Source organism: Streptomyces luteireticuli (assembly GCF_041519305.1).
Classification (GTDB): domain Bacteria; phylum Actinomycetota; class Actinomycetes; order Streptomycetales; family Streptomycetaceae; genus Streptomyces; species Streptomyces luteireticuli.
This window is the reverse complement of the sequence record NZ_CP167927.1, coordinates 5,543,006-5,567,782: the sequence shown is the minus strand read 5'-3', so window position 1 is coordinate 5,567,782 and position 24,777 is coordinate 5,543,006. Positions and strand designations below refer to the sequence as shown.

The window sequence follows — 24,777 nt, the reverse complement described above, 5'->3', positions numbered from 1 at the left end:
CCGCGAAAGCGGGCCCCACAGCGGATCGTTTACTTGTCGGAGCTCACCAGCCCAACCACCCGATGATGGGAGAAACGGCCCCGTGGATGGCGTCGATTGACTTCGACATCAATTTGTTGCCCCCCGGGATCTCCCTGATGGCTGCGGACCCGATCCCCCACGTCCCCAGACCGAGGGCGGTGGTGGCGGCACTCTCGACGAACTCACGGCTGGTAAAGCCGAATGCGGCACCGGTGAAAAGTGTACTGGCGACGGCAGTCCCGGCGGACGCCAGTGCCAGGGGCATGGACGCGGGTGCCGTGACCTCGAAGACGAGCGCGCCCACACTGAGCGCGCCGGTCACGGTGGATACATGCCCGAGGTGGCCGGCCCACTCGCAAGAGGTCTTGTCCTTGGCCTTGGCACACGGGTCGTCCTTGCCACCGGACAAGCTGCCTTCGGCGCTGACAAGCTTGACCGTGTCGTTGCTCGCGTTGTCGGCGGGATCGACCTTGTTCGCGGCGTTCGCCTTGGCCTGTTCGGCCGCCTTGGCCGCTGCCGCCACCTGCTCCTGCCGGCGCTTCTCGATGGCGATCGCGTTGGCCTCACTGGCGGCCTGGGAAGCGGCCGCCGCGTCCCGGCCGGCGGCTGTCGCCGACTGGCCGGCACTGGCGGCCGACGCCTGGGCGTTCATCGCGGAGGCAACGGCCTGTTCCGCCGAGGAAGCGGCCTGGTTGGCCGAGTAGTTGGCCTGCCGGCTGGCCCGCTGGGCCGTGGCCGCCGCGGCCTTGGCCCTCTTGGCGGAGTCCGCCGCCGCCGCTGCCGAGGCGTCCGCCTGGTTGGCCTTGTCGGCGGCCTGCTTCGCGTAGCCACTGGCCTCGTCGGCCGAGGCGCGGGCCTTGTCCGCCCACTCGCCGGCCTCCTTGGCCTTGTTCCGTGCCTTGGCCGCCGCCTCGGACGCCTGGAACGCGTTCTTGTTCGCGTCCGCGGCCACGCGTGCCGCGTCGGCGATCAGCGCCTGGACGGATGCCACATGAACGGCGGTGTCCTGGTCGAACTGGGCCGCCTTGTACTGGCCCTGCTGGACGAAGCTGTGCTGCATCCAGGACGGACCGGACATCGCGACCTGGGCGGCCGCCTGGACGTTCGGACCGCCGTTCTTCATGACGCGGACCGTCTCGACACGGTCGTCCTCGGCCCGGGCCTCGGCGTAGCCCGTGGACAGGAAGGCGTACAGAGCCTTGACGCTGCCGTCGTCCAGGGCCGCGTTGCCCGCCGCCCTGACGGCCTTGCCCGCACCGTTGATGAGCTTGACGACCCGCACCCGGTATTCCTCGGCCTGAGTGTCGAAGACACCCTTGGTCAGGAACTTCTCCGCCGCGTCCGCGTCGTCGCTCCGCAGGACCTTGGCCGCCTCCGCCGCCAGGTCGGAGCCACCGATCCTGGCCAGTTGCAGGACGTTCTCGCGGTCGTCCTGCTGCCGGGCCTTCCTGTAGTCCGTCTTCACCCAGGTGACCACGGCGTCGTCCGGCCCGGAGAGGGCGGTTTCGGCCGCGCCGCGAGTCCACGCCCCCGTGCTGGCGAGCAGGTTGACCGCGGCCTTCCGGCCGAGCTCCACCACGGTCCGGGTATCGGTCCCGGGAGCCATGGCCTTGTCCAGGAGCTCCTTGGTCTCCTTGTCAGTGGCAGTGCCCTGCCTCTGCAGACCGGTCGCCCATGCGCGGTCCTCCTGGTCGCCCTTCGCGACGGCCTTGGCCTCTTCGACGCCCTGCTTGGTGTCGGCGTCGAGCTTGGCCGCCTCGCTCTCACGGGCCAGCTTCTCGACGTTCTGTGCCCGAGTCACCGCGTCGGAGGCGGACTTGGCGGCCTCGACCGCCGCGTTGGCATGCTCGGTGGCCTTGTTGGCCCAGTCCTTGGCCTTGCCCGCCTCGGCGGCCGCGCCGTCGGCCGCCTTGGCCGCGTTCTCCGCGTGCCCGGCCGCGCGGTTGGCGGCGTCCCGCGCGTCACGGGCGGCCGAAGCGGACTGGTCGGCGAGCGACTGAGCCCGGCCCGCCGCCGCGGTGGCCTTGTTCGCCGCACTGCTTGCGATGTCGGCGGCCTCACGGGCCCGGCGGGACTGGGCCGTCGCCTCACCGGCGGAGCTGCTGGCGTCCGCCGAAGCGGCCGCCGCGGCCGCCGCGTTCTGCGCGGCACGAGCCGCGGCGGCACCCGAACGCCCGGCCGCCGCACTCGCGTCGGCGGCATCCGAAGCGGCCGCGGCCGCCGTACGCGCACCGGCGGCGGCGTTCCGCGCGGCCTGAGCGGCCTCCCGGGCCGCGGCGGCCTGGCTCGCGTCGCCCGCCGCGGCCGAAGCCGCGTTGTACGCGCGCACGGCCGCCTGGCCCGCCGCGGCAGCGGCCGAAGCGGCGGCCTGGGCGGCCGCGGCGGCCGTACGGGCGGCGGAAACCGCCGTGTTGGACGCCGCGATGGCGGTGCGCGCCGCGCCCGCCGCGCCCTCGGCGGCCGCCGCCGCGCGGTTGGCGGCCCGGCCGGCCGCCTTCAGGTCGCCCTTGGCGGCCTCGGTCTCCTTGGCCGCCTTCTGCGCGAGCTCCTTGGCCTTCGCCGCGGCTTCCTCGGCCCGCGCCGACGCCTCCTTGGCCGCGTCGGTCTCGGCCTTGGCGCGCTTGCCGGCCTCCTTGGCCGCGTCGGCCAGCTGGGAGATCGTCAGCGTCTCCTGGTCCCGGGTACGCGCCAGATTCTGGCCCGTCTCCAGGAACTCCCGGACGTTCTGCGGCGATCCGTCCAGCGCGCGCTGCGCCTGCTTCTTCACCTCGGGCCCGCCGGCCTGCATGATCTTCAGGGTCCGGACGCGGTCGTCCTCCTCCTGGGCCTCGAACCGGCCCTTCGTGAGGAACGCGTCCAGCGCCTTGGCCGAACCGTCGTCCAGCGCCTCCTGCGCCGCTTCCCGGACGCCCCGGTCACCGTTGTTCATCACGGTGACCACCGCGACGCGCCGGTCGTCGTCGAGCGGGTCCTTGTAGCCCGACTTGATGAATGCGTGGATGTCCGCGTCCGAACCATCCAGCGCCTTCGACGCGGCCTCACGCACGCCCTTGCCGGACGAACTGAGCATCTTCACCACGGCGAAACGCTCGTCCTCGGCCGTCGCCCGGTCGAGTTCCTGCGTGAGGAAGGAGCGGAGGTCCTCGTCCGAACCCGTCAGCGCCCTCGCGGCCGCGTCCTTGACCGCGGTCCCGCCGGTTCGCCACGCCTCGACCGCCTGCGCCCGCGAGTCCGCCGGAAGCGCGGAGGCATCCGGCTCGGCGGGAACGGCCTGGGCCACCGTCGTACCGAACACCGTCATGGCCAGGCCCAGAGCGACGGCTGCCGTGGCCCCCCTGCGTGAGTTCCACCCACGCGATATATCAGATCTCTTCATTCCCGTTTCTTCCCCACCTCTTGCGAGGTCTCATTCTTATTACGGAACGCGGGAGTCAACCCCCCAGGGGAGAGACGATCACACAGGCAAAGGCCTCGCAATGACATACCCAAGCAGCCGGCCTCCCATAACTGGCGGAGAGCGACTGCGACACCCGACCGCGGACGGGCAACTCCCTTGCAGATTCCGGAAGATGACGGCGGCCAGCGGGTTGCAGAATTCGGAATAAGTAATTCCGCATCAGCACGGGCGAGACGCAAGTCACAGGTAATGCGATGACGCACAATCGGCCGACCTAACATCGCGCATGTCGCACTGTCAAGGAACATTGAATAAGGATCCGAAATCCTGACGGCATGTGATGCCCGCCACCCGCGCTCAATTTCCCGGTAAACCCGAACAGGTGGTAACAATGGCGCGTTGAGCCTTTCGCGGGGGGTGCGGGCTCACCGTCCGGACCGGTTATGGGGGAAGGTGCCGGGCCCACCCGCGATCGGGGACGGATCCCATGCGTCTGCAGGCACGTGCTCACGCATGCGCGTTTCCACACATGTGATTACGAGGGTGAGGGACCGATGAGGTTGATTTCTCGAGTGCTTGTGGCCGGTGCGGCCATCGGTGTCATCGCGGGCGGGACCGCGATGACCACTGCCGCGGCGAGCGGCGGCGAAGCCTCCCCGTCGGACACTCCTCCGTCGACGGTCGAGGACTTCACCTATCCGAATGCCGACAAGATCTTCGAGGACCGGGGCATCAAGCTGAAGCGGGGCGACGGCAACATCATGCTCGTCGCATGCGACGACCAGCCCGGTCTGATCGAGGTCGACGCGCGGAAGATGAAGACAAGGGACAAGGTCGGCCAGGGGAAGTTCTGCTTCCGTGTCACCGGCACGACCGGCTATCTGAGCCTGGAACTGCCCCGTGCCTACACGGCCAAGGGCAACGACTACAACGTCGACGTCAACATGACCACGGGCGAGGAGGAGAAGTCCTTCAAGCTGCAGAAGAACCAGTGGACAGCCATCGGTGAGACCGACGACTCGCAGTCGCGCGACTTCACCCTGCTGGAAATCACCGCCAAGAAGTAGCCGGGCGCACCCCTTCGCGTTCACCAACACTCACGAGGTAGAAACATGTTCGGCAGAGGTTCGCGCCCGATATGGGCCGCTGGGGTCCTCACCACCGTCGTCGCGACCGGCGCCTTGGTCGCCGCTCCCGCACACGCCGTCGTCGGGGACGAGGTCAAGGACGGCCAGTACCAGTTCACGGTCAAGCTCGACATCGGTGACGGCAAGCGGAGCTGCACCGGCGCCGTGATCGACGAGCGGTGGGTGCTCACCGCCGCGAGCTGCTTCGCGGACGGTACGGGCGACGCTTCCAAGGTCGCCGCCGGGGCACCCAAGGAGAACACCCTGGTGACCGCCGCGGGCGGCGGCCGCGGATCCAAGGTCGTCCGGCTCGTTCCCCACAAGGACCGCGACCTGGTGATGGCGCTGCTCCAGAGCGGGCTCGGCTCCACCGCCACCCCGGTCACCGTCGGCACCAACGCGCCCGCCCAGGGCGAGGAGTTGCTCGGCAGCGGCTTCGGCCGGACCAAGGACCAGTGGGTGCCCGGGAAGGCGCACTCGGGCGTGTTCACCGTTGACGCGGTGAAGGACGGCGCCTTCGACGCCACCGGCAAGAACGGCGCCGGCATGTGCAAGGGCGACGCCGGCAGCCCCCTCTTCCGCGAGAAGGGCGGCACGTTCGAGCTGGTCGGTGTCAACCACGCTTCCTGGCAGGGTGGTTGCCTCGGCACGGTGAACGAGTCCCGTACCGGCACCGTCAACACCCGCGTGGACGACGTCAACAGCTGGATCCAGCAGACGCGTGTCATCAGCAAGGCCGGAATGGTCAAGGAGAACTTCCTCACCACGGCCGACTTCAACGGCGACGGCCGTACGGACGTCGCCGCGATCCACTACGACGGCACGCTGCACGCCTACTACACCAGCGCCGACGGCACGCTGGAGTACGGCCGTCCGCTGTGGAACGACGACTCCTGGAAGAGCTACAAGAAGATCGTCGGCGGTGACTTCAACGGCGACGGCAAGGGCGACATCATCGCCCTCGGCGGCGACGACAACCTCTACCTGTACCTCGGCGACAACAAGGGCAACCTGGCCCCGCGCAAGAAGATCTGGAACGACTCGTCCTGGGCCACGATGCAGCACATCGCCCGCTACAAGGCCGACGACTCCGGCCGGGACGGCCTGATCGCCGTCTGGGGCAACGGCGCGCTGTTCAGCTACACCACCGGCCCGGACGGCACGCTGACCGGCCAGAAGCGCGAGATGTGGCGCGACCGCACCTGGGGCGGCACGAAGCACCTGACCACCGGGGACTTCAACGGCGACGGCAAGGACGACATCGCGATGGCCGCGTACGACGGCCAGCTCCGCCTCTACCCGGGCAACGGCAAGGGCTCGTTCGACGATGCCCGGGACATGTGGCGGGACAAGTCCTGGGGGTCCATGTGGGCAGTCATGGGCGGTGACTTCAACGGTGACGGCAAGGCCGACCTGATCGGCCGCTGGGCTCCCGACAACCTGTCCGCCAGCGAAAGGGCGAAGGAAGCGGCGACCGACGCCACACAGGCCGCCATGGGCCTGCCCGCACGTGCCTACGAGATGCGCTGGTACGGGGGTGACGGCAAGGGGGCCCTCGGCGACGGGCGCTCCGTGTGGCCCGCCGGAGTCGTGCTCCGCAAGTGATCCACAAGTGATCCGCTCCGTGCGGCGCACATCAGGACGTCAGGGGGCCGACGACAAGTCGTCGGCCCCCTGACGCCGTTCACGTCACACACTTCTTCCCGTCGACGCACCCCTGCACTGCCGCGGGGGCCAGGAACAGGATTCGCCGGTGAAACGCTCCTCCCGTATTCCCCTATGGCTTTCGGGCCTTGGGCTCGCTGCCTCTTCCGTCATCGCGATTCCCACTCCGGCAGGGGCCTCGCCCACGCCTTCCGGGGCACCGCAACGGACCGTTCCCGAAGTGCGCGCGGTGTCCTGGAACATCTGCGGTGAGGCAGGCGGTGACCGCGGCCAGGACGGCTACTGCCCCTACCGAAACGAACCCGAGAAAAAGGTCGACCAGATCAAGCAGCTGGTCGATGAGCACCGGGCGAATGTAGTCATGCTGCAGGAAGTGTGCGGCGGCGCACCCGGCAGCCATGCGGACCTGCTGCGCGAGAAGCTCGGCAGTGAATGGTTCGTCGAGCACGCCGTCGGCGCCCGCGGGGACGGACGTACCGACTGCCGCGCCGGTCTGAAGGGCCAACTGGGCATCGCACTCGCCGTGAAGGGCACGGTCGAGGGCATCACCACCGAGAACACCCTCCCGGCCGACCCCACCGGCAAGGACAAGCAGACCCTGCCGATCCTGTGCGCCACGGTGCGGGGTTGGACGACCCGGGTATGCACCACCCACCTCAAGCCCGGCGAGGACGCGCGCGTCGGCCAACAGGTTCTCAACGTCAAGAACCACCTCGGCACGGATCTCGGCACCGATGTGCTGCTCGGCGGGGACTTCAACCGCAATGCGAATGCCGCGCAGATGAAGCCGCTCACCGAGAGCCTCGACCGGGTCATCGACGGCTACACCTACCGCGACACCAACAAGCTCGACCACTTCTACTTCACCAAGGCCGCAGGCAAGAGCCGCGTCATGCACTGGGACATCGACAAGTCGCGCATGGACACGACCCCCAATGAGCCCGACAGCGGGGAGCCCAACGGCTATTCGGACCACGCGCCGATCATCGTGTATCTGCGAGGCGCACCCGTCCCCGGTGACATGACCGGCGACGGCCACCCGGACCTGGTCGCCGTGGACGACGCCGGAAGACTCCGCCTCTACCGCGGGTCCGGCGACGGCAAGGTCACCGGCGGCCACACGGTCATCGGCGACGGCTTCTCCGGGGCCGCGATCACGCACCGGGGCGACTACACCGGCGACGGCCGGGAAGACCTCCTCGTCCGTATGGGCGGAGAGTTGTGGGTCTACCCCAACAACGGCGACGGCACCCTGGGCACGCGTATCCGCGTCGGCTCCGGCCTGCCCACCGACAGCCGGATCGTCAGCGTCGGCGATGTCACCGGTGACGGCTTCCCGGACCTGGTCGCCGGCTACGACGACCAGCTCTGGCTCTGCCCCGGCGACCCGGCCGACAAGCCGCACCTCAAGCCCCGGGTCCGGATCGGCGCCCGAGGCTGGGCGCCCATGACGCTGACCGCGCCCGGCGACGCCACCGGCGACGGCCGCCCCGACCTGCTCGTACGTGAGAACGACAACGGCACGCTCTGGCTCTACCACGGCCGGCCCGACGGCACCTTCGGCGACCGCACCGTCTACGGACGCCGCGGCTGGGACACCCTCAACCGCCCGCTGATCGCCGGAGCGGCGGACGCGGACCACGACGGGATCGCGGATCTGTGGGCCACCACCCGTGAGGGCACCCTGCTCCACTACGCGGGGGAAAGGAAACCCGACGGCGGCGCCGTCGACGGCGAGCCGACCCTGGTGGGCGCGAGCGGATGGCAGAACATCCGGTCCATCGCATGACGTCGTGGCGGACCGGATGCGGGCGTCTCCGCCGCGGTGCGCTCAGCGGGCCGCGGCGCCGAACCAGCGGGACAGTGCGGCGAGCAGGTCCTGCTGGTTCTCGCCGGCCCATGCGACGTGGCCGTCCGGGCGCAGCAGGACTGCGGGGACGTCCAGTTCCTCGCTGACGTCGACGACGTGGTCGATCCGGTCCGTCCAGCCTTCGGCCGAGAGGCGGCCGGTCCGGTCGAGGAGGAGGCCGCGGCCGCTGTGCATGAGGTCGTAGAGGCGGCCCTGCTTCAGCCGGAGGTCGCGCAGTCGGCGGCCGAGGAGCTCGTGGCCCTCGCCGAGGTCGTAGCGGACTCCGACCGCGGTGATCATTCCGGTGATGTACTGAGCTCTTTCAGTGTGGCCACTGATCGGGTGGGGGCGTCGGTGTCCGCAACGCACGAGGCTCCCGTGCCGTTGAGGGAGGTGTTCGAAGTCTCAACCCATCGGCACAGGAGCCTCGTTGGTTCCCTATCCTGCCGCACTCGACCTGCCGCATGCGCTGGTCGAGTGGGTCACGATGCTCATCGTCACCCGCGAGGGTGACCGCCGCTGCAAACTCCCGCCGCACCAGCGTGCCCTGGTCGGGCTGGTGTACCTGCGCAGACACGACACTCTTGCCCAACTCGCCGCCGGCTTCGGCATCTCCGTCGGCACGGCACACGCTTACACCGCGGCTGTCGTCGAGTTGCTCGCCGACCGCGCGCCCGGCCTGCTGCGCGCTCTGCGCCAGGCCGGCCCTGACTACGTCCTTCTCGACGGCACCCTGGCGGAGTGCGACCGGGTCGGCGACAGCCGGGCCGACTACTCCCACAAGCATCGCCGACATGGGGTGAACGTGCAGGTGGTGACCGATCCGGCCGGGCGGCTGCTGTGGATCTCGCCCACACTGCCCGGCCGGGCCCACGACCTGACGGCAGCGCGCACCCACCGGATCATCCGGATCTGCGAGCGCCAAGGCATCCCGGTGCTCGCCGACCGCGCCTACATGGGTGCCAGTTCATGGGTGACGACACCGGCCAGGCGCCCGCCGGGCGGGGACCTGTCGCCGACCCAGCGCACAGTCAACCGCGCGCTGTCGGCAGCGCGAGCACCGGTGGAGAGGGGCGTGGCCCGCCTGAAGTCCTGGCGGATCTTCCGCAAAGCCCGGTGCAGCCCGAATCGAATGACGGCAATCGCCAGAGCAGTCCTCACCCTGGAGCAGCACTGCTGAAAGAGCTCACTGGTTGACCTCGTCGAAGTCCATGAGCTTCGAGAAGAGTTCCCGCAGTGCGGTCGCGCCGGGGCCGGTTCCCATCAGCGTGATCTGCGCGCGGGTGTTGTCCAGGACGCGGGCGGCGACCGGGTGGCGTTCGGTGTGGTAGGTGTCGAGGAGTCCTTCCGGTGCCCAGCCGTTGACGGCGGCGGCCAGTTTCCATCCGAGGTTGAACGCGTCCTGGACGCCGAGGTTGAGGCCCTGCCCGCCGGTCGGCGGGTGGATGTGCGCCGCGTCCCCGGCCAGCAGCGCCCGGCCGGCGCGGTAGTGCTCGGCCTGCCGGGTGGCGTCGCCGAACCGGGAGAGCCAGCGCGGGGAGTGTGCGCCGAAGTCGGTGCCCGCGAAGGCCCGCAGCTGCTTCTTGAAGTCGTCGAGGGTCGGCGCGGTCCCGCGGTCCTCGGCCACGCCGTCGGCCGGCAGGACCACGCGGCACAGCCCGTTCTCGTCGGGGGCGGTGACGCCGAATCGCGGCTGGGTCCTGTTGACTTCCTTGACGGCGGCGGCAATTGTCGCCGGGTCCTCGGTCATTTCCATTTGCCCCACCAGGGTCTCGACCCTGGCGGGTTCTCCGGGGAATGCGATGCCGAGGAGTTTGCGCACGGTGCTGCGGCCGCCGTCGCAGCCGACGAGATAGCGCGAGCGCAGCCTCGTTCCTCCCCCGCCGGCTACGCCCTCATTGGCGGGGGTGCCCCCACTCGCCAGCTCGACGGTCACTCCGTCCTCGTCCTGTTCCAGGCCGGTCACCTCGCAGCCGCGCCGGATCCCGGCACCGAGTTCGAGCGCGCGCTCCTCGAGCAGCCGCTCGGTGACCGGCTGCGGGGTGGCGAGGCCGTACGCGTGCGCCGTGTCCAGCCGGTCCGGCCACGGCTTGGCGATGCCGCCGAAGAGACCGCCGACCTGGAACTTCTCGCTGACCGCGAGGAACCGGCCGAGCAGGCCGCGCTGGTCCATCACCTCGACGCTGCGCGCGTGCAGGCCCTGTCCGCGGGACTCCCCGGTCGGCTCGGTCAGCTTCTCCAGCACGATCACGTGCACGCCGTGCAGCCGCAGTTCGGCGGCCAGCATCAGGCCGGTGGGTCCGCCGCCGACCACGATCACGTCCACCATGAATTCCCCCATTTTTCCGACGCGTTGGAATCAGGCCGGAACCGGCGCGACGTCGAATCGCCGATATCCGCAGGTCCTGGCCTCGGTCGGTGATTCTGCGGCATGACCGGGGCCTTGCCGCAAGGCCCCCGGTGCGCTATACCTTGGGAGAGGCAAGGGTGAGTATTCATCCCTGCCTTTTTTGTCTTTCCACCGCCTTGTCTTTCCACCGCCCTGTCCCGGGCCAGGAACCGGGTGCGGATGTTCCCACCCGATGGATGTTCGGCCCGGTTCCCCACCGGTCGGTGATCTCTTGCGCCGTCCCGGCGGCAGCCGACGTGAGTGCGAACGAAGGGGCTTGCATGGCCACAGCCGTTCAGAGCCTGGAGAACGCGAGGACAGGGATCCTCTTCGACCGGACCGCTCCCGAGTGCCGAGGGTCTATCTCCTCGGCCGAAGGCGCGTCCAAGGCTCTGGCCGAATCCGGCCTCGCCGTGGAGCTGATCGACCTCGCCCGCACCGGTCCGGGGGAGTTGCCCGGGCGCATCGACCTCGCTCTGCTCGCCGTGCACGGCCTGGGCGGCGAGGACGGGAAGATCCAGGGTGCCCTGGACGCGCTCCGCATTCCCTACAGCGGGTCCGGCGTGCTGGCATCGGCTCTGGGCATGCACAAGCCGACGTTCAAGATGCTCGCCGCACAGGCCGGAATCGACACGCCCCGCTGGGCCGTCCTCCGGCCCGAACGGTCCGTCGCCGCCACCCTCGCCTCCGCCGGCCTGGAATATCCCGTCTTCGTCAAACCCGCGTCCGGCGGCGCCAGTCTCGCGGCCGGTATCGCTCACGACAAGGCGCGATTACGGGAGTTGCTCGCCGGTGCTCGCGCATTCCCGTACACCGAGTTCATGGTGGAGGAGTACATCAGGGACGGCCGGGACTGCACGGTCGGCCTGATCGAGGTCGACGGCAGGCTGCGAACGCTGCCGGTGCTGGATGTGGTGACCCGACGGGAGTTCTACGACAACCGGGCCAAGCGCGACGCGTCCCTGTGCACGGAGAACTGTCCATCGCTCCTCCCCACGCACATCACCGAGGCCGTACGGCACGACGCGCAGCGGGTGTTCCGCCTGATCGGGGCGCACGGCGTGCTGCGGGTGGACTTCCTGGTCACCGCCGACGGGCGGACGACCCTGCTGGAGGCCAATACCCTGCCGGGCCTCTCCCCCCGGGGCAATCTGGCGGCCATGGCCCGCGCCGACGGCATCACCTACCCGGCTCTGATCCGGCACGTGGCGAGGACCGCCCTCACCAAGCCCGGCTATCTCCCGTGAGGGGCCCGTCGCCCGCCGGGCGGGCGGACGAACAGGGCCTCACCACGGCCGCTTCGGCTCAGACCGTGCCCAGCTCGACGGAGCCGTGGCCCTGGGCCCCTCCGTACGTACCGTTCCCCTCCGCGTCGGCGTAGTAGCCACCGCCGAGCAGCGCCTGGACCGTCGACGGAGCAATGGACAGCGGGCTGTTGACCACTGCGACGCCCCGGCCGTTGGTGACGGCGGTGCCCACCGCCCTGCCACTGGCCAGGTAGAACTTCACCACCATGCCTCCCACCGGCTCGCCGCACTCCGCGTCCATGACCCTGGCGTTGAGGTTCTCCAGCTGGAGCGTGAGGGGGTTCAGCGTGGCCTGACCGGCGTACACCCGGGCCGACTTGAGAGTGGCGGAACATCCCCCGCCACCGCCTCTGCAGGAAGAACCGCCGACCGGTCCGTCGGCCGAGGCCACGCCCCCGCCGAACTGACCGCCCAGTGCCACGATCAGTTACATCGGCAGACAAATTCGTCACAGTGGGTGACACAAAGGGTCTGCGGTGGACGTCGCAACGTCACTTCTCCAGGGCCCACTTCAGCGGCTCCTTGTAGAAACCGCGCATGAAGGTGATGTGGGAGACCTTGCTGCTCTCCGGGACGACGACGGGCTGGCAGAAGGTCCGCTCCTCGCCCTTCTGCCAGGGCTTGTTGAAGTCCTCGTCGTGGCAGTCGGCCGGGGTGCCGGGGAGGCTGCCGATGACCATGAGGCGGGTCGCGGGCAGGCTGCCCTGGCTCAGGGCGCCGATGTTGGTGATCACCATGGGCGGCTTCATGGGCGCGTCGCCGTCGCTCAGCTTGGCGCTGAGGTAGACGTACGCGACGGTCTTGCCCGCGTACTTCTTCTCGTCCTCCTTGTTGCCCTTGAGGCTCTCGGGTTTACCCATCACGACGCGCTGCCCGGTGACGGTGAACTTGCCCGTCTTCTTGTCCGCCGTCAGCTCCTGCAGCTCGGAGGCGGGCTGCCCCGCCTTGAGGGCCTCGGACTTCATGCTGTCCGGCGCGGCCTTCCCACCGGACTTCTTGCCGTCGTCGGATCCGTTGCAGGCCGTCAGCGCCAGGGCCGCGAACACGGCCACGGCGGCGAGTGCGGTCTTCTTGGTGGTGCGCAAGGTTTCCCCCGTACGTTCAATGGTGCTCTTCCGGCCAGTGCGGCCGGAAACGGCGACCGAGTGTACGCGGGGATGTTCATGACAGCCGCGCCACCCCCGCTCCCCGGACCGTGCGCCGCTCCGGGGACGGCGGCTCCGGGCGTTCGGCGCTGACGGCCGCCGGGCGGAGCGCCACGTACGTGGGGAAACGGCGTACACCGCAGACGACGCAGGTCGCCACGCCGGATGTGGTGCTCCACCCGCCCCTGGGGTGGCGGCAGTTGGCCGCCGCGACCCCCGCCATCAGTGGCAGTACCGCACATGCCGACCGTGCACCACGGCCCACCCCTCGGCGAGTTCGCGGTCTCCCGCGCGGACGGCTTCGGCGCGGCCGGCCTTGAGGCGGCGGCACTCGGCGCAGCCGACGGGCGGAACCGGGGCCGCTTCACCGGCCGGTTGAGGGGTATGAGCCATGGCGTCGGAACTCCAGTTTCCTTGTCACTCATGCGAGCGATGCTCACCGCCCGCACCCTCAGCGTCGCGCTCCGCGCCTACGGTGAGAAGGTCCCGGCCCACGCCAAACGATCTGGGGTGAACGGAGCATGGCCGACGAACCACTGGACGGAGCGGCGTATCTCGGCGTCGAGGTACGGGCCTGGCGACTGGAACGCGGCTTCAGTCAGCGCAAGTTGGCCGAGGAGGCCCGGTACGGGCAGCAGTACGTGGCGAAGGTGGAGGCGGGAGAGCGGCTGGCGAGCCCGGAGTTCGCGGACGCGTGCGATCGGGTTTTCGGGACGCCGGGGACGTTCGCGCGGCTGCGCAGGCGGGTCGCGGAGCGGGGGTATCCGAACTGGTTCGAGCCGTATCTCGCGCTGGAGCAGCGGGCGACGACGATTCTGGACTTCAGCCCCACCCTGATCATGGGGCTGCTCCAGACCGAGCGGTACGCCCATGCGGTCTTCCGGAAGGTACATCCCCGGGACGACGCGGACGCGACCGCGGAGAGGGTTGCGCGAAGGGCCCGGCGCCGCCGGGTGTGGGACCGGCGGCATCCGCCCCTGCTGTGGGTCGTTCTCGACGAGTCGTGCCTGCGCCGTTCGATCGGCGGACCGGCGGTCATGCGGGAGCAGATGGGACACCTGCTCGAACAGGCCGATTCGCCGCACGTGACACTCCAGGTGCTCCCTTACCGGTCCGGCGCCGCTGCCGCGCATCTCCCCTTCGACGTATTGAAGTTCGACGATGGGGAACCCGACGCCCTCTATGTGGAGAACCCGGTCTCCGGCCAGGTGATCGACTCACCGACGACGGTGATGAACGCGGCCGTCACCTACGATCGGCTGCGCGCCGACGCGCTCTCCCCGGAGGAATCCCTGGCGTTGATTCGTGACGTGATGGAGGAATGGATCCCATGAGCTCGTCCGCCATATCCGGCATAACCGGCGCGAGATGGAGCAAGTCCAGCTTCAGTGGCGGCAATGAGGGCCAGTGCGTCGAATTCGCCCGTACGGGAAACGGCACCGTCCCCGTCCGCGACAGCAAATCCCCCCATCTCACACCCTTGGCCTTCCCCGCCCCTTCCTGGTCGGCGTTCACCTCGGCGCTCCGTGCGGACTCGATGCCCGGCCCGGAGTGACCGCTCGCGCACCGCCCGCGACCTCCGCCAGGACGTCCGCGAACGCCCGCAGCGGCACCGTCTCCGCACCCCGGCGCCGGACCAGGCCGAGGGCCGATTCGGGCAGGCCGGTGACGGGGACGAAGGCGAGGTCGTGACGGCCGTGGTAATCGGCCGTGTTGCGGCACAGGAGCATGCCTCCGCGGTCGGCGGCGGCGAGGGCGAGGCCCTCCTGGAGGGTGGTCACGGACGGGCCGGGAGGGACGGGACGGCCGCCGGGGGTGCGGGAGGGGGCCTGTGCCTCGCGCCAGTATGCGGGGGCCGTGCCCGCGATGGCGATGAGGGGCAGAGCGGCCAAGTCCTCGGCCGACAGGGACGGTTGCCGCGCGAACGGATGGCGGACCGAGACCGCGAGGGTCTGCTGGTAGCGGGAGAAGACCGGGCCGAGGGCGAGGTCGGGCTCGCGGACGGGCAGCAGCACCACCGCCGCGTCGCAGCCGCCCCGGCGGACCGGGCCGAAGGGGTCGGCGAGCGGGATCTCCGACATGTCGACGGTGCAGCCGGGATGACGGTCCTGGAACGTGTGGACGGCGGCCGTCACCTGCCCGTCCGCCGTGCCCTGGAAGCCGATGCGCAGGACGCCCTCCACCCCGCGCGCCGCGCCCCGGGCGTCCTCGACGGCGGCGCCGAGCGCGTCGTGGGCCGGGCGGAGCCGGGCGAGGAAGCGTTCGCCGAGCGGGGTGAGGGCGACGCGGCGGCTGGTGCGGTCGACGAGGCGCCCGCCGATGCGGCCCTCCAGGGAGCGCAGCAGCTGGCTGACCCGGCTCTGCGAGACGTACAGGCGCTCGCCGGTACGTCCGAAGTGCAGTTCCTCGGCGAGGACGAGGAAGCATTCCAGTTCGCGCAGCTCCACTCCGCCACCCCCGAGATCGATGAGCCCCGCTCATAGAAGGGTGAGGGATCGGCCGTTGTTCCCGGTCCGGGCGCCGCGGAGGCTGGGCGCATGGCGAAGATCAGGGAAATGGGGGGCTGGCCGGCCGTGGTGGCCGTGGCCGGCGGGACGTTCTCGGTGGTGACGACGGAGATGCTGCCGATCGGGCTGCTCAGTCCGATCGGGGCGGATCTCGGGGTGTCGGACGGCACGGCGGGGCTGACGATGACCGTGCCCGGGCTGGTGGCGGCCGCGGCCGCGCCGCTCGTCACGGGGGCGGCGGGGCGGCTGGACCGGCGGTGGCTGCTGGTGCTGCTGATGGGGTTGCTGGCGGCGGCCGACTTCCTCGCCGCCGTGGCGCCGGACATCGCGGTGCTGGTGGCGCTGCGGGTGCTGGTGGGTGTGTCCATCGGCGGGGTCTGGGCGGTGGCGACGGGGCTGGGCGGACGGCTGGTGCCGGCGCGGTCGGCGGGGGCGGCGACGTCGCTGGTGTTCAGCGGGATCGCAGTGGCGTCGGTGCTCGGTGTGCCGGCCGGGACCCTGGTGGGCGGCCGGTTCGGCTGGCGGGCGGCTTTCGCGGCGATGGGCGTGGTGGCGCTGCTGGTGACGGCGGCGCTGGCGGTCCTCCTGCCGCCGTTGCCCGCGCAGGAAGGGTCCTCTTTCGGGGCGATGCCCCGGCTGCTGCGCGGACGGGCGGTACGCCTGGGCCTGCTGGTCGTGCTGTTGCTGGTGAGCGGGCACTTCGCGGGCTATACGTTCGTCCGCCCGGCGCTGGAGCGGCTGCCGGGGACGGACTCCGGGACGATCGGCGCGCTGATGCTGACGTACGGGCTGGCGGGGGTGGGCGGCAACTTCCTGGCGGGCGCGGCGGTGGTGCGCCGTCCGCGTGCGGTGCTGCTGACGATCGCGGTGGTGCTGGGGGTGGTGGTGCCGATGGTGTCGTTCACCGGAGGCGGGACGGCAGCGGCGGCCGGGCTCCTGGTGATCTGGGGGCTGGCCTACGGGGGCGTGTCGGTGAGCACACAGACCTGGCTGACCCAGGCGGCGCCGCAGGCGCGCGAGGCGGCCTCCGCGCTGTTCGTCGCGGTGTTCAACGTGGCGATCTCGCTGGGGGCGCTGCTGGGCGGACGCGCGGTGGACGCGGTGTCGCTGTCGGGGGCGCTGTGGCTCGGGGGCCTGCTCGCGGTGGCGGCGGCGGTGCCGCTGGCCCTGGCGGGACGCGGAGGGACGAAGGCGGCGACGGCCGCCGCAGGGACGTAGGCGGCGGACAGGCCCCGGGGACTTTGCCACCGCCTTGCCTAGACTGGTCCCCGCGCGGGCACGCTGAGGCCCGACCGGGACGGGAGAGCGACAGTGGCGGCAGGCGTCGGCAGACTCGAGGGCATCGTCGAACAAGGCGCCGACCCGTCGGCGGACGTACTGAACGAGGCCGCCGCCGCGTTCGGGCTGCTCGCCTCGCCCGCCCGGCTCCATCTGGTCTGGGCGCTGGCCCAGGGCGAGAGCGATGTGAGCGGACTGGCGGAGCGGGTCGGCGGCGCGCTGCCCGCGATCAGCCAGCACCTGGCGAAGCTCAAGCTCGCGGGCCTGGTCCGGTCGCGGCGCGAGGGCCGCCGGGTGGTCTACCTGGTGGACGACCCCCATGTGGTGACCATCGTCCGTCTCATGGTCGGCCAGCTCGCCGACCGCCAGGCCGACACCGTGCCCCGGTCCCGGACCGGTTCCGCCTCCGGTTCCGGACGCCTCCGTGGCCTGGGCGCCTGACGGCGGCCAGGCCGGCTCCACCCTTCAAGCGCTGCGGGAGCTGGGGAGCGGCCCGCGCGGACTGACCGAGGACGAGGCGGAGCACCGCCTCGTACGCCACGGCGGGAACGTCCTTCCCGACCGGCGTCCGGAGGGCCGGCTGCGCCGCTTCGGCCGGGGTCTGCGCGATCCGTTCACCGCCGTCCTGCTGTGCCTGGGGCTGGTGTCGGCGGTCCTGGCGTCCTGGGGCACGGCCTGCGTCATCACCGTCCTCGTCGCGGTCAGCTGTGCACTGCGGACCGCGGGCGAGCACCGCGCCGACCGCGCGGCGGCCGCGCTCCGCGAACTGATCGCGACGACGGCGACGGTCCGCCGCCGCCCCGCACCGGACGCGCCGCCCGTCCACCGCGAACTGCCCGTGGACGAACTCGTCCCCGGCGACGTCGTCCTCCTCGGCCCCGGCGATCTCGTCCCGGCGGACCTGCGCCTGCTGCGCGCGACGGGGCTGACGGTCCACGAGGCGGCCCTGACGGGCGAGTCGGGGCCGGTGGCCAAGCGGGTCCCGGAGCTGGCCGCCGGGGATCCGGCCGGGGACCACGAGCACCTCTGCCTCCAGGGCAGCAGCGTCGTCTCCGGCACCGCCACCGGCGTCGTCGTCGCCACGGGCGCCGGCACCCGGCTGTCGGGCGCGCTCCCGGGCGCCCGGGCCGGGGCGTGGGAGCGGCGGACGTCGCCGTTCGACCGCTCCGTCAACGGCATCGCCTGGACGCTCGTCCGGTTCATGCTGCTCACCGCGCCGCTCGTGCTGCTCGCGAGCGCGCTGCTGCGCGGGCGCGGGATGGAGACGCTGCCCTTCGCGGTGGCGGTGGCGGTCGGGCTGACGCCCGAGATGCTGCCCGTCGTCGTCACGGCCGCGCTGGCCCGCGGCGCCGCCGCCCTGGCCCGCGGCGGCGAGGTCATCGTGCGGCGGCTGCCGGCCCTGCACGACCTGGGCGCCGTCGACGTGCTCTGCGTGGACAAGACGGGCACGCTCACCCAGGACCGGCCGGTCCTCGACCGGGCCGTGGACGGGCACGGCACCGACGACCCCGACGTCCTGCACTGGGCCGCCGTCAATGCCCTGTGGACGCTCCAGCTCGCCGAACTGCCCGTTCCCGACGCCCTGGACGAGGCGGTGCTCGACGCCGCGGGGGACACCGTGGTGGACGCCGCCGAGGAGTACGAGGGCGTGGCCGCGCTCCCCTGCGCCCCCGGCCGTCCCCTGTCCACCGCCGTCGTCCGGCGGGCCGGGGACCCCCGCTTCGCCCTCGCGGGGACCCATCTGCTGGTCGTCAAGGGCGCACCGGAGGAAGTGCTGGAGCGCTGCGCGCTCGACGCTCCGGAGCGCGAACGGCTGCTCCGGCACGCCGGTGAGCTCGCGGCGGACGGGCTGCGGGTGCTGGCCGTGGCCCGCGCCGAACGCCCGGCGCGGGGGCGCCCGTACGGGCCGGCCGACGAACGCGGCCTGGACTTCACCGGTTTCGTGGCGCTCCGCGACGCCGTGGCCCCCACCGCCGCGGAGGCCCTGTCGGTCCTCGCCGACCGGGGCGTCGAGGTGAAGGTGCTCACCGGCGACCACCCCGGCACGGCCGCCCGGGTCTGCCGCGAACTCGGCCTGCCACCGGGCGAGGTGATCACCGGGGAGCGGCTGGACGGCCTCTCCGACGAGGAGTTGGCCCCGCTCGCCGCGCGGACGACGGTCTTCGCCCGCTGCGCCCCCGAGCACAAGGCCCGCGTCGTCCGGGCGCTGCGGGCCGGCGGCCGCACCACCGGCTTCCTCGGCGACGGCGTCAACGACCTGGCCGCGCTGCGCGAGGCGGACGTCGGCGTCTGCCCGCGGGACGGGGTGGACGTCGCCCGCGAGACGGCGGACGTGGTGCTCGCCTCGAAGGACCTCACCGCGCTGGACCGGGCGGTGCTCGCGGGCCGGAGCAGCACCGGCAACATCTCCGCCTACCTGCGGATCACGCTCTCGTCGAACTTCGGCAACGTCATCGCCATGCTGGTCGCCGGGCTGCTCCTGCCGTTCCTGCCGATGCTCCCGGCCCAGGTGCTGGTCCAGAACCTCTGCTTCGACGCGGCCCAGCTGGCCCTCGCCTTCGACCGCCCGGCGGACGGGGTGCTGCGCCGCCCCGCACGGCTGCGTCCACGCGATCTGCTGCGCTTCGTGACGGCGTTCGGGGTGCTGAACGCGGCGGCGGACGTGGCGACGTTCGCCGTGCTGACGCTGAGCCACGGCGGGGCCGAAGAGGCCTTCCACGCCGGGTGGTTCACGGAGAACCTGCTGACGCAGGCGATGGTGATGCTGCTGCTGCGGTCCGGGCGGCGGGGCGTGCCCGGGGCACTGCGCCTGGCGACGGCCGCCCTGGCGGTCGTCGGCCTGCTGCTGCCGCTGTCCCCGCTGGGGCCGCTGCTGTCGATGACGGGGCTGCCAGCGGTGTCGTACGCGCTGCTGGCGGGGGTGCTGGTGGTGTACGGGGCGGGGTTGGCGGTGGCGCGGCGGCGGTACGAGGGCGCTGCCCGCTGAGGGTTCGCCGGGGGGATTGTGCCCCGGTCCCGCCCTTTCACCGTTTCTCGCCGCGCTCCGCGCGGGGCAACGCGGCTTCGCCGCGTTCGTCCTCAAACGCCGGACGGGCTGAATTCGTGCCCGGGAGCACGATCCAGCCCGTCCGGCGTTTGAGGACAATGCGGCGGAGCCGCATTGCGGGGCCCGGGGTCCCACCCCGGTTTCGGGAAGGGGCGGGGTGGGGGAAGAAACCCGGGCCCCAGGGCCCGGAACTACCAGTCGCCGCCCCCGAAATCACCGCCACCGCCGCCCCCGTCGCCCCATCCTCCGCCACCGAAGTCACCGGAGTTGAAGTCCGAGCCCGAGTATTCCCCGCCCTCCGGGCCGGAGTCACCGCCCCCGAAGGAGTGGTCCGCCGCATACGCGGGACCGCTCATCATGCTGCCGAGCATCGTGCCCACCAGCATCGCCGGCAGGATCCCGCCGCCGAAGTAGCCGCCCGCCCACGGCCCGTACGCCGGACCCGCGTTCCAGTACGGCTGCGGACCGGCGTCGGTCTGCACCGTGCGGGACATCGGCTCCGCACCGCTCGCGATCCGCGTCGCGTCCGCCTGGCACGCGGGCACCGTGCGCACCGCCCCGCCCGGGGGCGCCCACTGCACGTCCACGACGGACATCCCGTGCCGCGGGTCGAAGAAGCACGGCAGCCGGCGCTCGGGCAGCGGCGCTCCGCTGCGCCGGGCGGCCAGGGTGGCCAGCGCGAACCGGCCCTTGTCCAGCGACTCGGTCACCGCCGTGACCTCCTGCGGCCGCTGCGCCGCCGCGATCCGCGACTTGGCCTCCTCGTACGCGTCGAGCGCCTGCCCGTAGTCCTGGCGCATGGCGTCGGTCGCGCCCGCCTCGCGCGGCGAGAAGTCCAGCCGGTCCAGCTCCTCGCCGAAGGCGGTGATGTCCTCGTCCACGACGACGCGCAGGGCGTCCAGCTCGGCGCGCTCGCGCTCCTCGCGCTTCTTCTTGTTGCGCCGGTAGAGCGCGTACCCGCCGCCCGCGCCCGCCGCGACGACGACGCCGCCGACGATCAGCGCGGTGGATCCGTTGCCGGAGTCGGAGGAGCCGCCCCAGGAGCTCGGGGCGTGGCCCTTGGCGTCCTTGACCGCGCCGTCCACGAACGCGGTGAGCTCGGTCTTGGCGTTGGCGTTGTCGTTGCGCTTCACGTCGCCGACGAGGTTCTGGACCGCGTTCCGCGACATGACCCGGCCGTCCGCGCCCGCGTTGAACCCGTCGCCGAGGCGGACGGCATACAGACCGGTGATGCCGACCTCACGGCGCAGGTCCCTGAGCACCGTGCTCTTCGGGAACTCCGCCGTGTCCGGCAGCACCGCCACGAACACCGGCTTCCCCGCGTCCTTGATCTTCTTCGCCAGCGCGTCCGCGTCCGCCGCCGGCAGCTGGGCGGAGGCCCGCGGGTCGACGTAGACCGGGCTCTTCTTGAGCCCGTCGGCCACCGCGTTCAGACCGGAGGCGGCATGGGCGGCGGGGGCGAGGGTCACCGTGCCGGCCAGCGCGAGCAGGGCCGCGAAGAGCCCTGCGAGAAGGGCCGGCAGCGGCCTGGGCAACGCCCGGGGGATGGCGGACATGGAGGTACTCCTCGGGGACGTACTCACGGTGGAGACAACGGAACGGTTACTCATCAAGATCATTGCACTTACTCTGTGTTTACTACGACAACGGACCATTCGGGCACTCGGTTCCCCTGGACACCACCCCTTACCCCTCACCCATAGGAGAGATCGGAACAGGGATTGTCGTCCGCCGCTCGCGTCCCGTCACTCGCGGCGCTCACCGGCTCCGTCCGCGGCCCCGGGACGGACGCGGCGTCCCGGCCGAGCGTGACGGAGATCCCCTCCGCCGCGGTGCCCCGGACGAAGGCCCCGGGGAAGAGCCCGGCCAGGGTCCGCGCCTGCCCCGCCCGGCCCGGACCGAACTCGATCACGGTGGTGCCCTCCGCCCGGCCCCCGCCCGGGCGGATCCCGGCGACGCTCCACCCCTGCTCCTTCAGCCGCGCGACCGCCCGGGCGGCGAGCCCCGGGACGCCGGAGGCGTCGGTGACGGCGACCCGTCCGCCGCCCCGCTTGGCGTCCGCGGAGGCCGTCGGACCGGTCGGCCGGTCCTCCCGCAGCGCCGCCCACAGCGCGTCCGCGTCGGGCTGGACGACGGCCACGCGGTCGCCCTCGTAACGCCAGGGCATCGTGACGAACGTGATGTCGTGCAGGTCGATGTCCTTGAACGACATCGCGAAGGAGAGCAGTTTGTCCACCGAGCCCAGCCCGGGGTCCACGGTCAGCGACTTGGTCGCGGCGTCGGCCAGCGGGAGCAGCGTCGTGGGGGAGAAACCCTCGGAGCGCACCTTTTTGATCATGGATGCGATGAACGCCTGCTGCCGTCGTATGCGGCCTATGTCGGAGCCGTCCCCGATCCCGTGCCGCACCCGGACGTAGTCCAGCGCCTTCTGGCCGGAGACCGTCTGCCGTCCCTTGTGGAAGATCACCTCGCCCGGCGAGCCGCGGTTCGGGTCGAGGTCGCCCTGGTGGACGTCCTGGGGCAGGCAGACCTCCACCCCGCCCACCGCGTCCGTCATGGCGGAGAAGCCGGAGAAGTCGACGACGACGGTGTGGTCCACGCGCAGACCGGTGAGCTTCTCCACCGTGTTCTGGGTGCAGGCGGGGTTGCCCTTGGCCGTACCGCCCACGGTGAAGGCCGAGTTGAACATCGCCCGGCTCCGCGTGCTCGTCCAACTGCCGTCGGGCAGTCTGCACGGGGGTATCTCCAGGAGCGTGTCACGGGGGATGGAGACGGCGGTGGCATGCTCGCCGTCCCCGTACACATGCAGCAGGAAGGCCGTGTCGGAGCGGCCGACGTCGCCCGTCCCGCCGCCGAGCGCGCGGTTGCCGCCCGCGCGCGAGTCGGAGCCGATGACGAGGACGTTCTTGCCCGCGGCGGCGCCCGGGCGGTCACGGGCGATGCCGTCGGCGCCGAACGTGCTGAGGTTGCCGTTGAGTTTGAGGACGATCCATCCGGCGCCGAGCACGAGCAGCAGCAGGAGCGAGAGGGCCACGACGCCCGCGGGCCGCAGCCGGCCCGGGGTCCGTCCGCCGTTCCCGGTCATGTGCGCGACCCGGTCGTGTACGAGCCCATCGGCCACCCCGCCCCGTCGACTGCTTCCCTTCTCATCCCCAGAGACGACCGGACTTCACCCGAGGTTGTCCGGTTGCGCAAATTGGCAAGTATGGTGAGGGGACCGCCGCGGCACGACGCCGTCGGCAGATTGCAGAGAAAGCAGGTGGGACGCCGTGCTGCGCAACGCCCTGGAACCCTGGCACCTCATCATCGTCGTGGTCGTCCTGGTCGTCGTGTTCGGGTCGAAGAAGCTGCCCGACATGGCACGCGCCCTCGGCAAGTCGGCGCGCATCCTCAAGAGCGAGGCCAAGGCGATGAAGGAGGACCCGGCCCCGCCGGCGTCCGTCCAGACCCCTCCGCCGGCGCCCGGCGCGCAGTCCCCCATCACCCCCACCTCTGTCGAAAGCCCCCGCTGACCCTGCCGTCACCCGGGGTTACCCTCCCGTACACCCTCGCTTGGTGAGCTTCCTCCGGCCGCACTCCGCCGGCCCACGAGGAAGGAAATCACCATGGGTTCTCGTCCGTACGGCCGTCGCGGGCGCCGTCTCGCCCGGTGCGCCGCCGCCCTGCTCGTCGCCGGTGTCGCGGTGCCCGCCGCGGCCGCCGTGTCCGACGGCGGCACGGGCACGGACGGCAGCGCCAGGGCGTCCGTCGCCAAGCAGCTGCACGGCCCCGCCAAGGCCAAGAACGTCATCCTGCTGATCGGCGACGGCATGGGCGACTCGGAGATCACTCTCGCCCGCGACTACACCGTGGGCGCCGCCGGCCGGCTGAACATGGACAAGTTCCCGATGACCGGCGCCTACACCACGTACTCCGTGGACAGGAACGGCAAGCCGGACTACGTCACCGACTCAGCGGCGAGCGGCACCGGCTGGGCGACCGGCCACAAGACGGTCAACGGCCGCATATCGAAGACCCCCGGCACCGACAAGCCGATGACCACGATCCTGGAACTGGCCCAGCGGGGCGGGCTGGCCACCGGCAGCGTCACCACCGCCGAGCTCACCGACGCCACCCCGGCCGTCCTCGCCTCGCACGCCACGGACCGCAGCTGCCAGGGCCCGGCCGATATGAAGGAGTGCCCGAACGACACGGTCGCCAAGGGCGGTCCGGGCTCGATCGCCGAGCAGAGCGTGAACCACAAGGTGGACGTGCTGCTGGGCGGCGGCAAGCAGCGCTTCGACCAGAAGATCACCGAGGGCCGGTACAAGGGCCTGACCGTCACCCAGCAGGCCGAGAAGCTGGGCTACCAGGTGGTGACGGACGCCAAGGGCCTCGGCAGGGCGCGCGCCGGCAAGCCCGTCCTCGGCCTCTTCGCCCCGGGCAACGTCCCCGTCGAGTGGACCGGCAAGGCCGCGGCCGTCGGCGGCACCGCCCCGCAGCGCTGCACGACGGACAACCCCGAGCGCAAGGCCGGCACCCCGAGCCTGGAGGAGCAGACGCGCCGGGCCATCCAGCTCCTGGAGCGGAAGCAGAAGGGCAGGAACGGCTTCTTCCTCCAGGTCGAGGGCGCCTCGATCGACAAGCGCGACCACGCCGCCGACCCCTGCGGGCAGATCGGTGAGACCGCGGCCCTGGACCGGGCCGTGAAGGTCGCCCGCGACTACGCCGCGCAGCACCCGGACACCCTGGTCGTCACCACCGCCGACCACGGCCACACCAGCCAGATCGTGCCGCTGGAGGCCACCCCGCCCGGGCTGTCCTCGACGCTGGTCACCAATGAGGGGCAGCAGCTCAAGGTCAACTACTCGACCAACACCCCGGGCAAGTCCCAGGAGCACACCGGCACCGAGGTGCGCATCGCGGCCCAGGGCCCGCAGGCCGAGCGCGTCCTCGGCGTGACGGACCAGACCCAGCTCTTCACCACCATCCGGAAGGCGCTCTCGCTGCGCTGACCCCACCGGCGCCGGTCCCACCGGCGGGGCAGGGCCCGGAGCCGCGGATTCC

General features: G+C 71.6%; 20 protein-coding genes and 2 pseudogenes. 12 read left to right on the top strand and 10 right to left on the bottom strand.

Translation table 11 applies throughout. The features are described from left to right. Window positions 1-43 precede the first annotated feature (43 nt). The gene (locus AB8735_RS25050; protein WP_372409506.1) at window positions 44-3,322 is read right to left on the bottom strand and encodes an ALF repeat-containing protein; all 3,279 of its coding nucleotides are present in this window, start codon (window positions 3,320-3,322) and stop codon (window positions 44-46) included. Between the two features lie 668 nt (window positions 3,323-3,990). Here AB8735_RS25050 and AB8735_RS25045 point away from each other — a divergent pair. From AB8735_RS25045 to AB8735_RS25035, 3 genes are all read left to right on the top strand, one after another. Next, window positions 3,991-4,485 carry a hypothetical protein gene (locus AB8735_RS25045; protein WP_372409505.1) on the top strand — a complete coding sequence of 165 codons (495 nt, stop codon included), beginning with the start codon at window positions 3,991-3,993 and terminating at the stop codon, window positions 4,483-4,485. 45 nt (window positions 4,486-4,530) lie between these two features. Then, a complete protein-coding gene (locus tag AB8735_RS25040; protein ID WP_372409503.1) occupies window positions 4,531-6,150 on the top strand; it encodes an FG-GAP-like repeat-containing protein in 1,620 nt (539 codons plus the stop codon). Between the two features lie 280 nt (window positions 6,151-6,430). After that, window positions 6,431-7,999: an FG-GAP-like repeat-containing protein gene (locus AB8735_RS25035; RefSeq protein WP_372409501.1), complete on the top strand. Its 1,569-nt coding sequence runs from the start codon at window positions 6,431-6,433 to the stop codon at window positions 7,997-7,999. A 42-nt stretch (window positions 8,000-8,041) separates the two neighbouring features. Here AB8735_RS25035 and AB8735_RS25030 read toward each other — a convergent pair. Next, window positions 8,042-8,374: pseudogene (locus AB8735_RS25030) on the bottom strand (FAD-dependent oxidoreductase); the annotation flags it as partial. Window positions 8,375-8,489: 115 nt separating this feature from the next. Here AB8735_RS25030 and AB8735_RS25025 point away from each other — a divergent pair. After that, on the top strand, window positions 8,490-9,239 hold the full coding sequence (locus AB8735_RS25025) for a transposase family protein (RefSeq protein WP_372409500.1): 750 nt from the start codon (window positions 8,490-8,492) through the stop codon (window positions 9,237-9,239). Between the two features lie 9 nt (window positions 9,240-9,248). On the opposite strand, the pseudogene AB8735_RS25020 reads toward AB8735_RS25025, so the two are convergent. Next, window positions 9,249-10,388, bottom strand: a pseudogene (locus AB8735_RS25020) (FAD-dependent monooxygenase); the annotation flags it as partial. Between the two features lie 341 nt (window positions 10,389-10,729). On the opposite strand from AB8735_RS25020, the gene AB8735_RS25015 reads away from it, so the two are divergent. Further along, window positions 10,730-11,695, top strand: a complete 966-nt coding sequence (locus tag AB8735_RS25015) for a D-alanine--D-alanine ligase (RefSeq protein WP_372409499.1) — start codon at window positions 10,730-10,732, stop codon at window positions 11,693-11,695. Between the two features lie 58 nt (window positions 11,696-11,753). Here the strand turns inward: AB8735_RS25015 and AB8735_RS25010 are convergent, their stop codons facing one another. The 4 genes from AB8735_RS25010 to AB8735_RS24995 form a co-directional block, all read right to left on the bottom strand. After that, a complete protein-coding gene (locus AB8735_RS25010) occupies window positions 11,754-12,062 on the bottom strand; it encodes a hypothetical protein (RefSeq protein WP_372409498.1) in 309 nt (102 codons plus the stop codon). Window positions 12,063-12,246: 184 nt separating this feature from the next. Beyond that, window positions 12,247-12,840 carry a hypothetical protein gene (locus AB8735_RS25005; protein ID WP_372409497.1) on the bottom strand — a complete coding sequence of 198 codons (594 nt, stop codon included), beginning with the start codon at window positions 12,838-12,840 and terminating at the stop codon, window positions 12,247-12,249. Window positions 12,841-12,916: 76 nt separating this feature from the next. After that, window positions 12,917-13,123, bottom strand: a complete 207-nt coding sequence (locus tag AB8735_RS25000) for a DUF6255 family natural product biosynthesis protein (protein WP_372409495.1) — start codon at window positions 13,121-13,123, stop codon at window positions 12,917-12,919. Further along, entirely contained in the window at window positions 13,123-13,293 is a 171-nt protein-coding gene (locus AB8735_RS24995; protein ID WP_372409494.1) for a hypothetical protein, read from the bottom strand. The genes AB8735_RS25000 and AB8735_RS24995 overlap by 1 nt, the downstream gene beginning before the upstream one ends. Window positions 13,294-13,421: 128 nt before the next feature. Here AB8735_RS24995 and AB8735_RS24990 point away from each other — a divergent pair, with 128 nt between their 5' ends. Both AB8735_RS24990 and AB8735_RS24985 read left to right on the top strand, forming a co-directional pair. Continuing rightward, window positions 13,422-14,234 carry a helix-turn-helix transcriptional regulator gene (locus AB8735_RS24990; RefSeq protein WP_372409493.1) on the top strand — a complete coding sequence of 271 codons (813 nt, stop codon included), beginning with the start codon at window positions 13,422-13,424 and terminating at the stop codon, window positions 14,232-14,234. Further along, window positions 14,222-14,455: a DUF397 domain-containing protein gene (locus AB8735_RS24985; RefSeq protein WP_372409491.1), complete on the top strand. Its 234-nt coding sequence runs from the start codon at window positions 14,222-14,224 to the stop codon at window positions 14,453-14,455. The genes AB8735_RS24990 and AB8735_RS24985 overlap by 13 nt, the downstream gene beginning before the upstream one ends. On the opposite strand, the gene AB8735_RS24980 is transcribed toward AB8735_RS24985, so the two are convergent. Beyond that, entirely contained in the window at window positions 14,412-15,347 is a 936-nt protein-coding gene (locus AB8735_RS24980; RefSeq protein ID WP_372409489.1) for a LysR family transcriptional regulator, read from the bottom strand. The two genes, AB8735_RS24985 and AB8735_RS24980, sit on opposite strands and share 44 nt — an antisense overlap. A 90-nt stretch (window positions 15,348-15,437) precedes the next feature. Between AB8735_RS24980 and AB8735_RS24975 the strand changes: the two genes are divergently transcribed. From AB8735_RS24975 to mgtA, 3 genes are all read left to right on the top strand, one after another. Further along, window positions 15,438-16,625 carry an MFS transporter gene (locus AB8735_RS24975; RefSeq protein WP_372409488.1) on the top strand — a complete coding sequence of 396 codons (1,188 nt, stop codon included), beginning with the start codon at window positions 15,438-15,440 and terminating at the stop codon, window positions 16,623-16,625. Window positions 16,626-16,718: 93 nt separating this feature from the next. After that, window positions 16,719-17,126 (top strand): metalloregulator ArsR/SmtB family transcription factor, encoded by a 408-nt coding sequence (locus AB8735_RS24970; protein ID WP_344023352.1) that lies wholly within the window; start codon window positions 16,719-16,721, stop codon window positions 17,124-17,126. After that, a complete protein-coding gene (gene mgtA, locus AB8735_RS24965; RefSeq protein WP_372409486.1) occupies window positions 17,110-19,671 on the top strand; it encodes a magnesium-translocating P-type ATPase in 2,562 nt (853 codons plus the stop codon). The genes AB8735_RS24970 and mgtA overlap by 17 nt, the downstream gene beginning before the upstream one ends. A 251-nt stretch (window positions 19,672-19,922) precedes the next feature. On the opposite strand, the gene AB8735_RS24960 is transcribed toward mgtA, so the two are convergent. Together AB8735_RS24960 and AB8735_RS24955 are read right to left on the bottom strand one after the other, a co-directional pair. After that, a complete protein-coding gene (locus AB8735_RS24960; protein WP_372409484.1) occupies window positions 19,923-21,287 on the bottom strand; it encodes a hypothetical protein in 1,365 nt (454 codons plus the stop codon). A gap of 137 nt (window positions 21,288-21,424) precedes the next feature. Further along, window positions 21,425-22,816 (bottom strand): LCP family protein, encoded by a 1,392-nt coding sequence (locus tag AB8735_RS24955; RefSeq protein ID WP_372409483.1) that lies wholly within the window; start codon window positions 22,814-22,816, stop codon window positions 21,425-21,427. A gap of 184 nt (window positions 22,817-23,000) precedes the next feature. Here AB8735_RS24955 and tatA point away from each other — a divergent pair, with 184 nt between their 5' ends. Together tatA and AB8735_RS24945 are read left to right on the top strand one after the other, a co-directional pair. Further along, window positions 23,001-23,243, top strand: a complete 243-nt coding sequence (gene tatA / locus AB8735_RS24950; RefSeq protein WP_344023360.1) for a Sec-independent protein translocase subunit TatA — start codon at window positions 23,001-23,003, stop codon at window positions 23,241-23,243. 93 nt (window positions 23,244-23,336) lie between these two features. Beyond that, window positions 23,337-24,725, top strand: coding sequence for an alkaline phosphatase (locus AB8735_RS24945; protein WP_372409482.1), 1,389 nt, complete (start codon window positions 23,337-23,339; stop codon window positions 24,723-24,725). Window positions 24,726-24,777 lie beyond the last annotated feature (52 nt).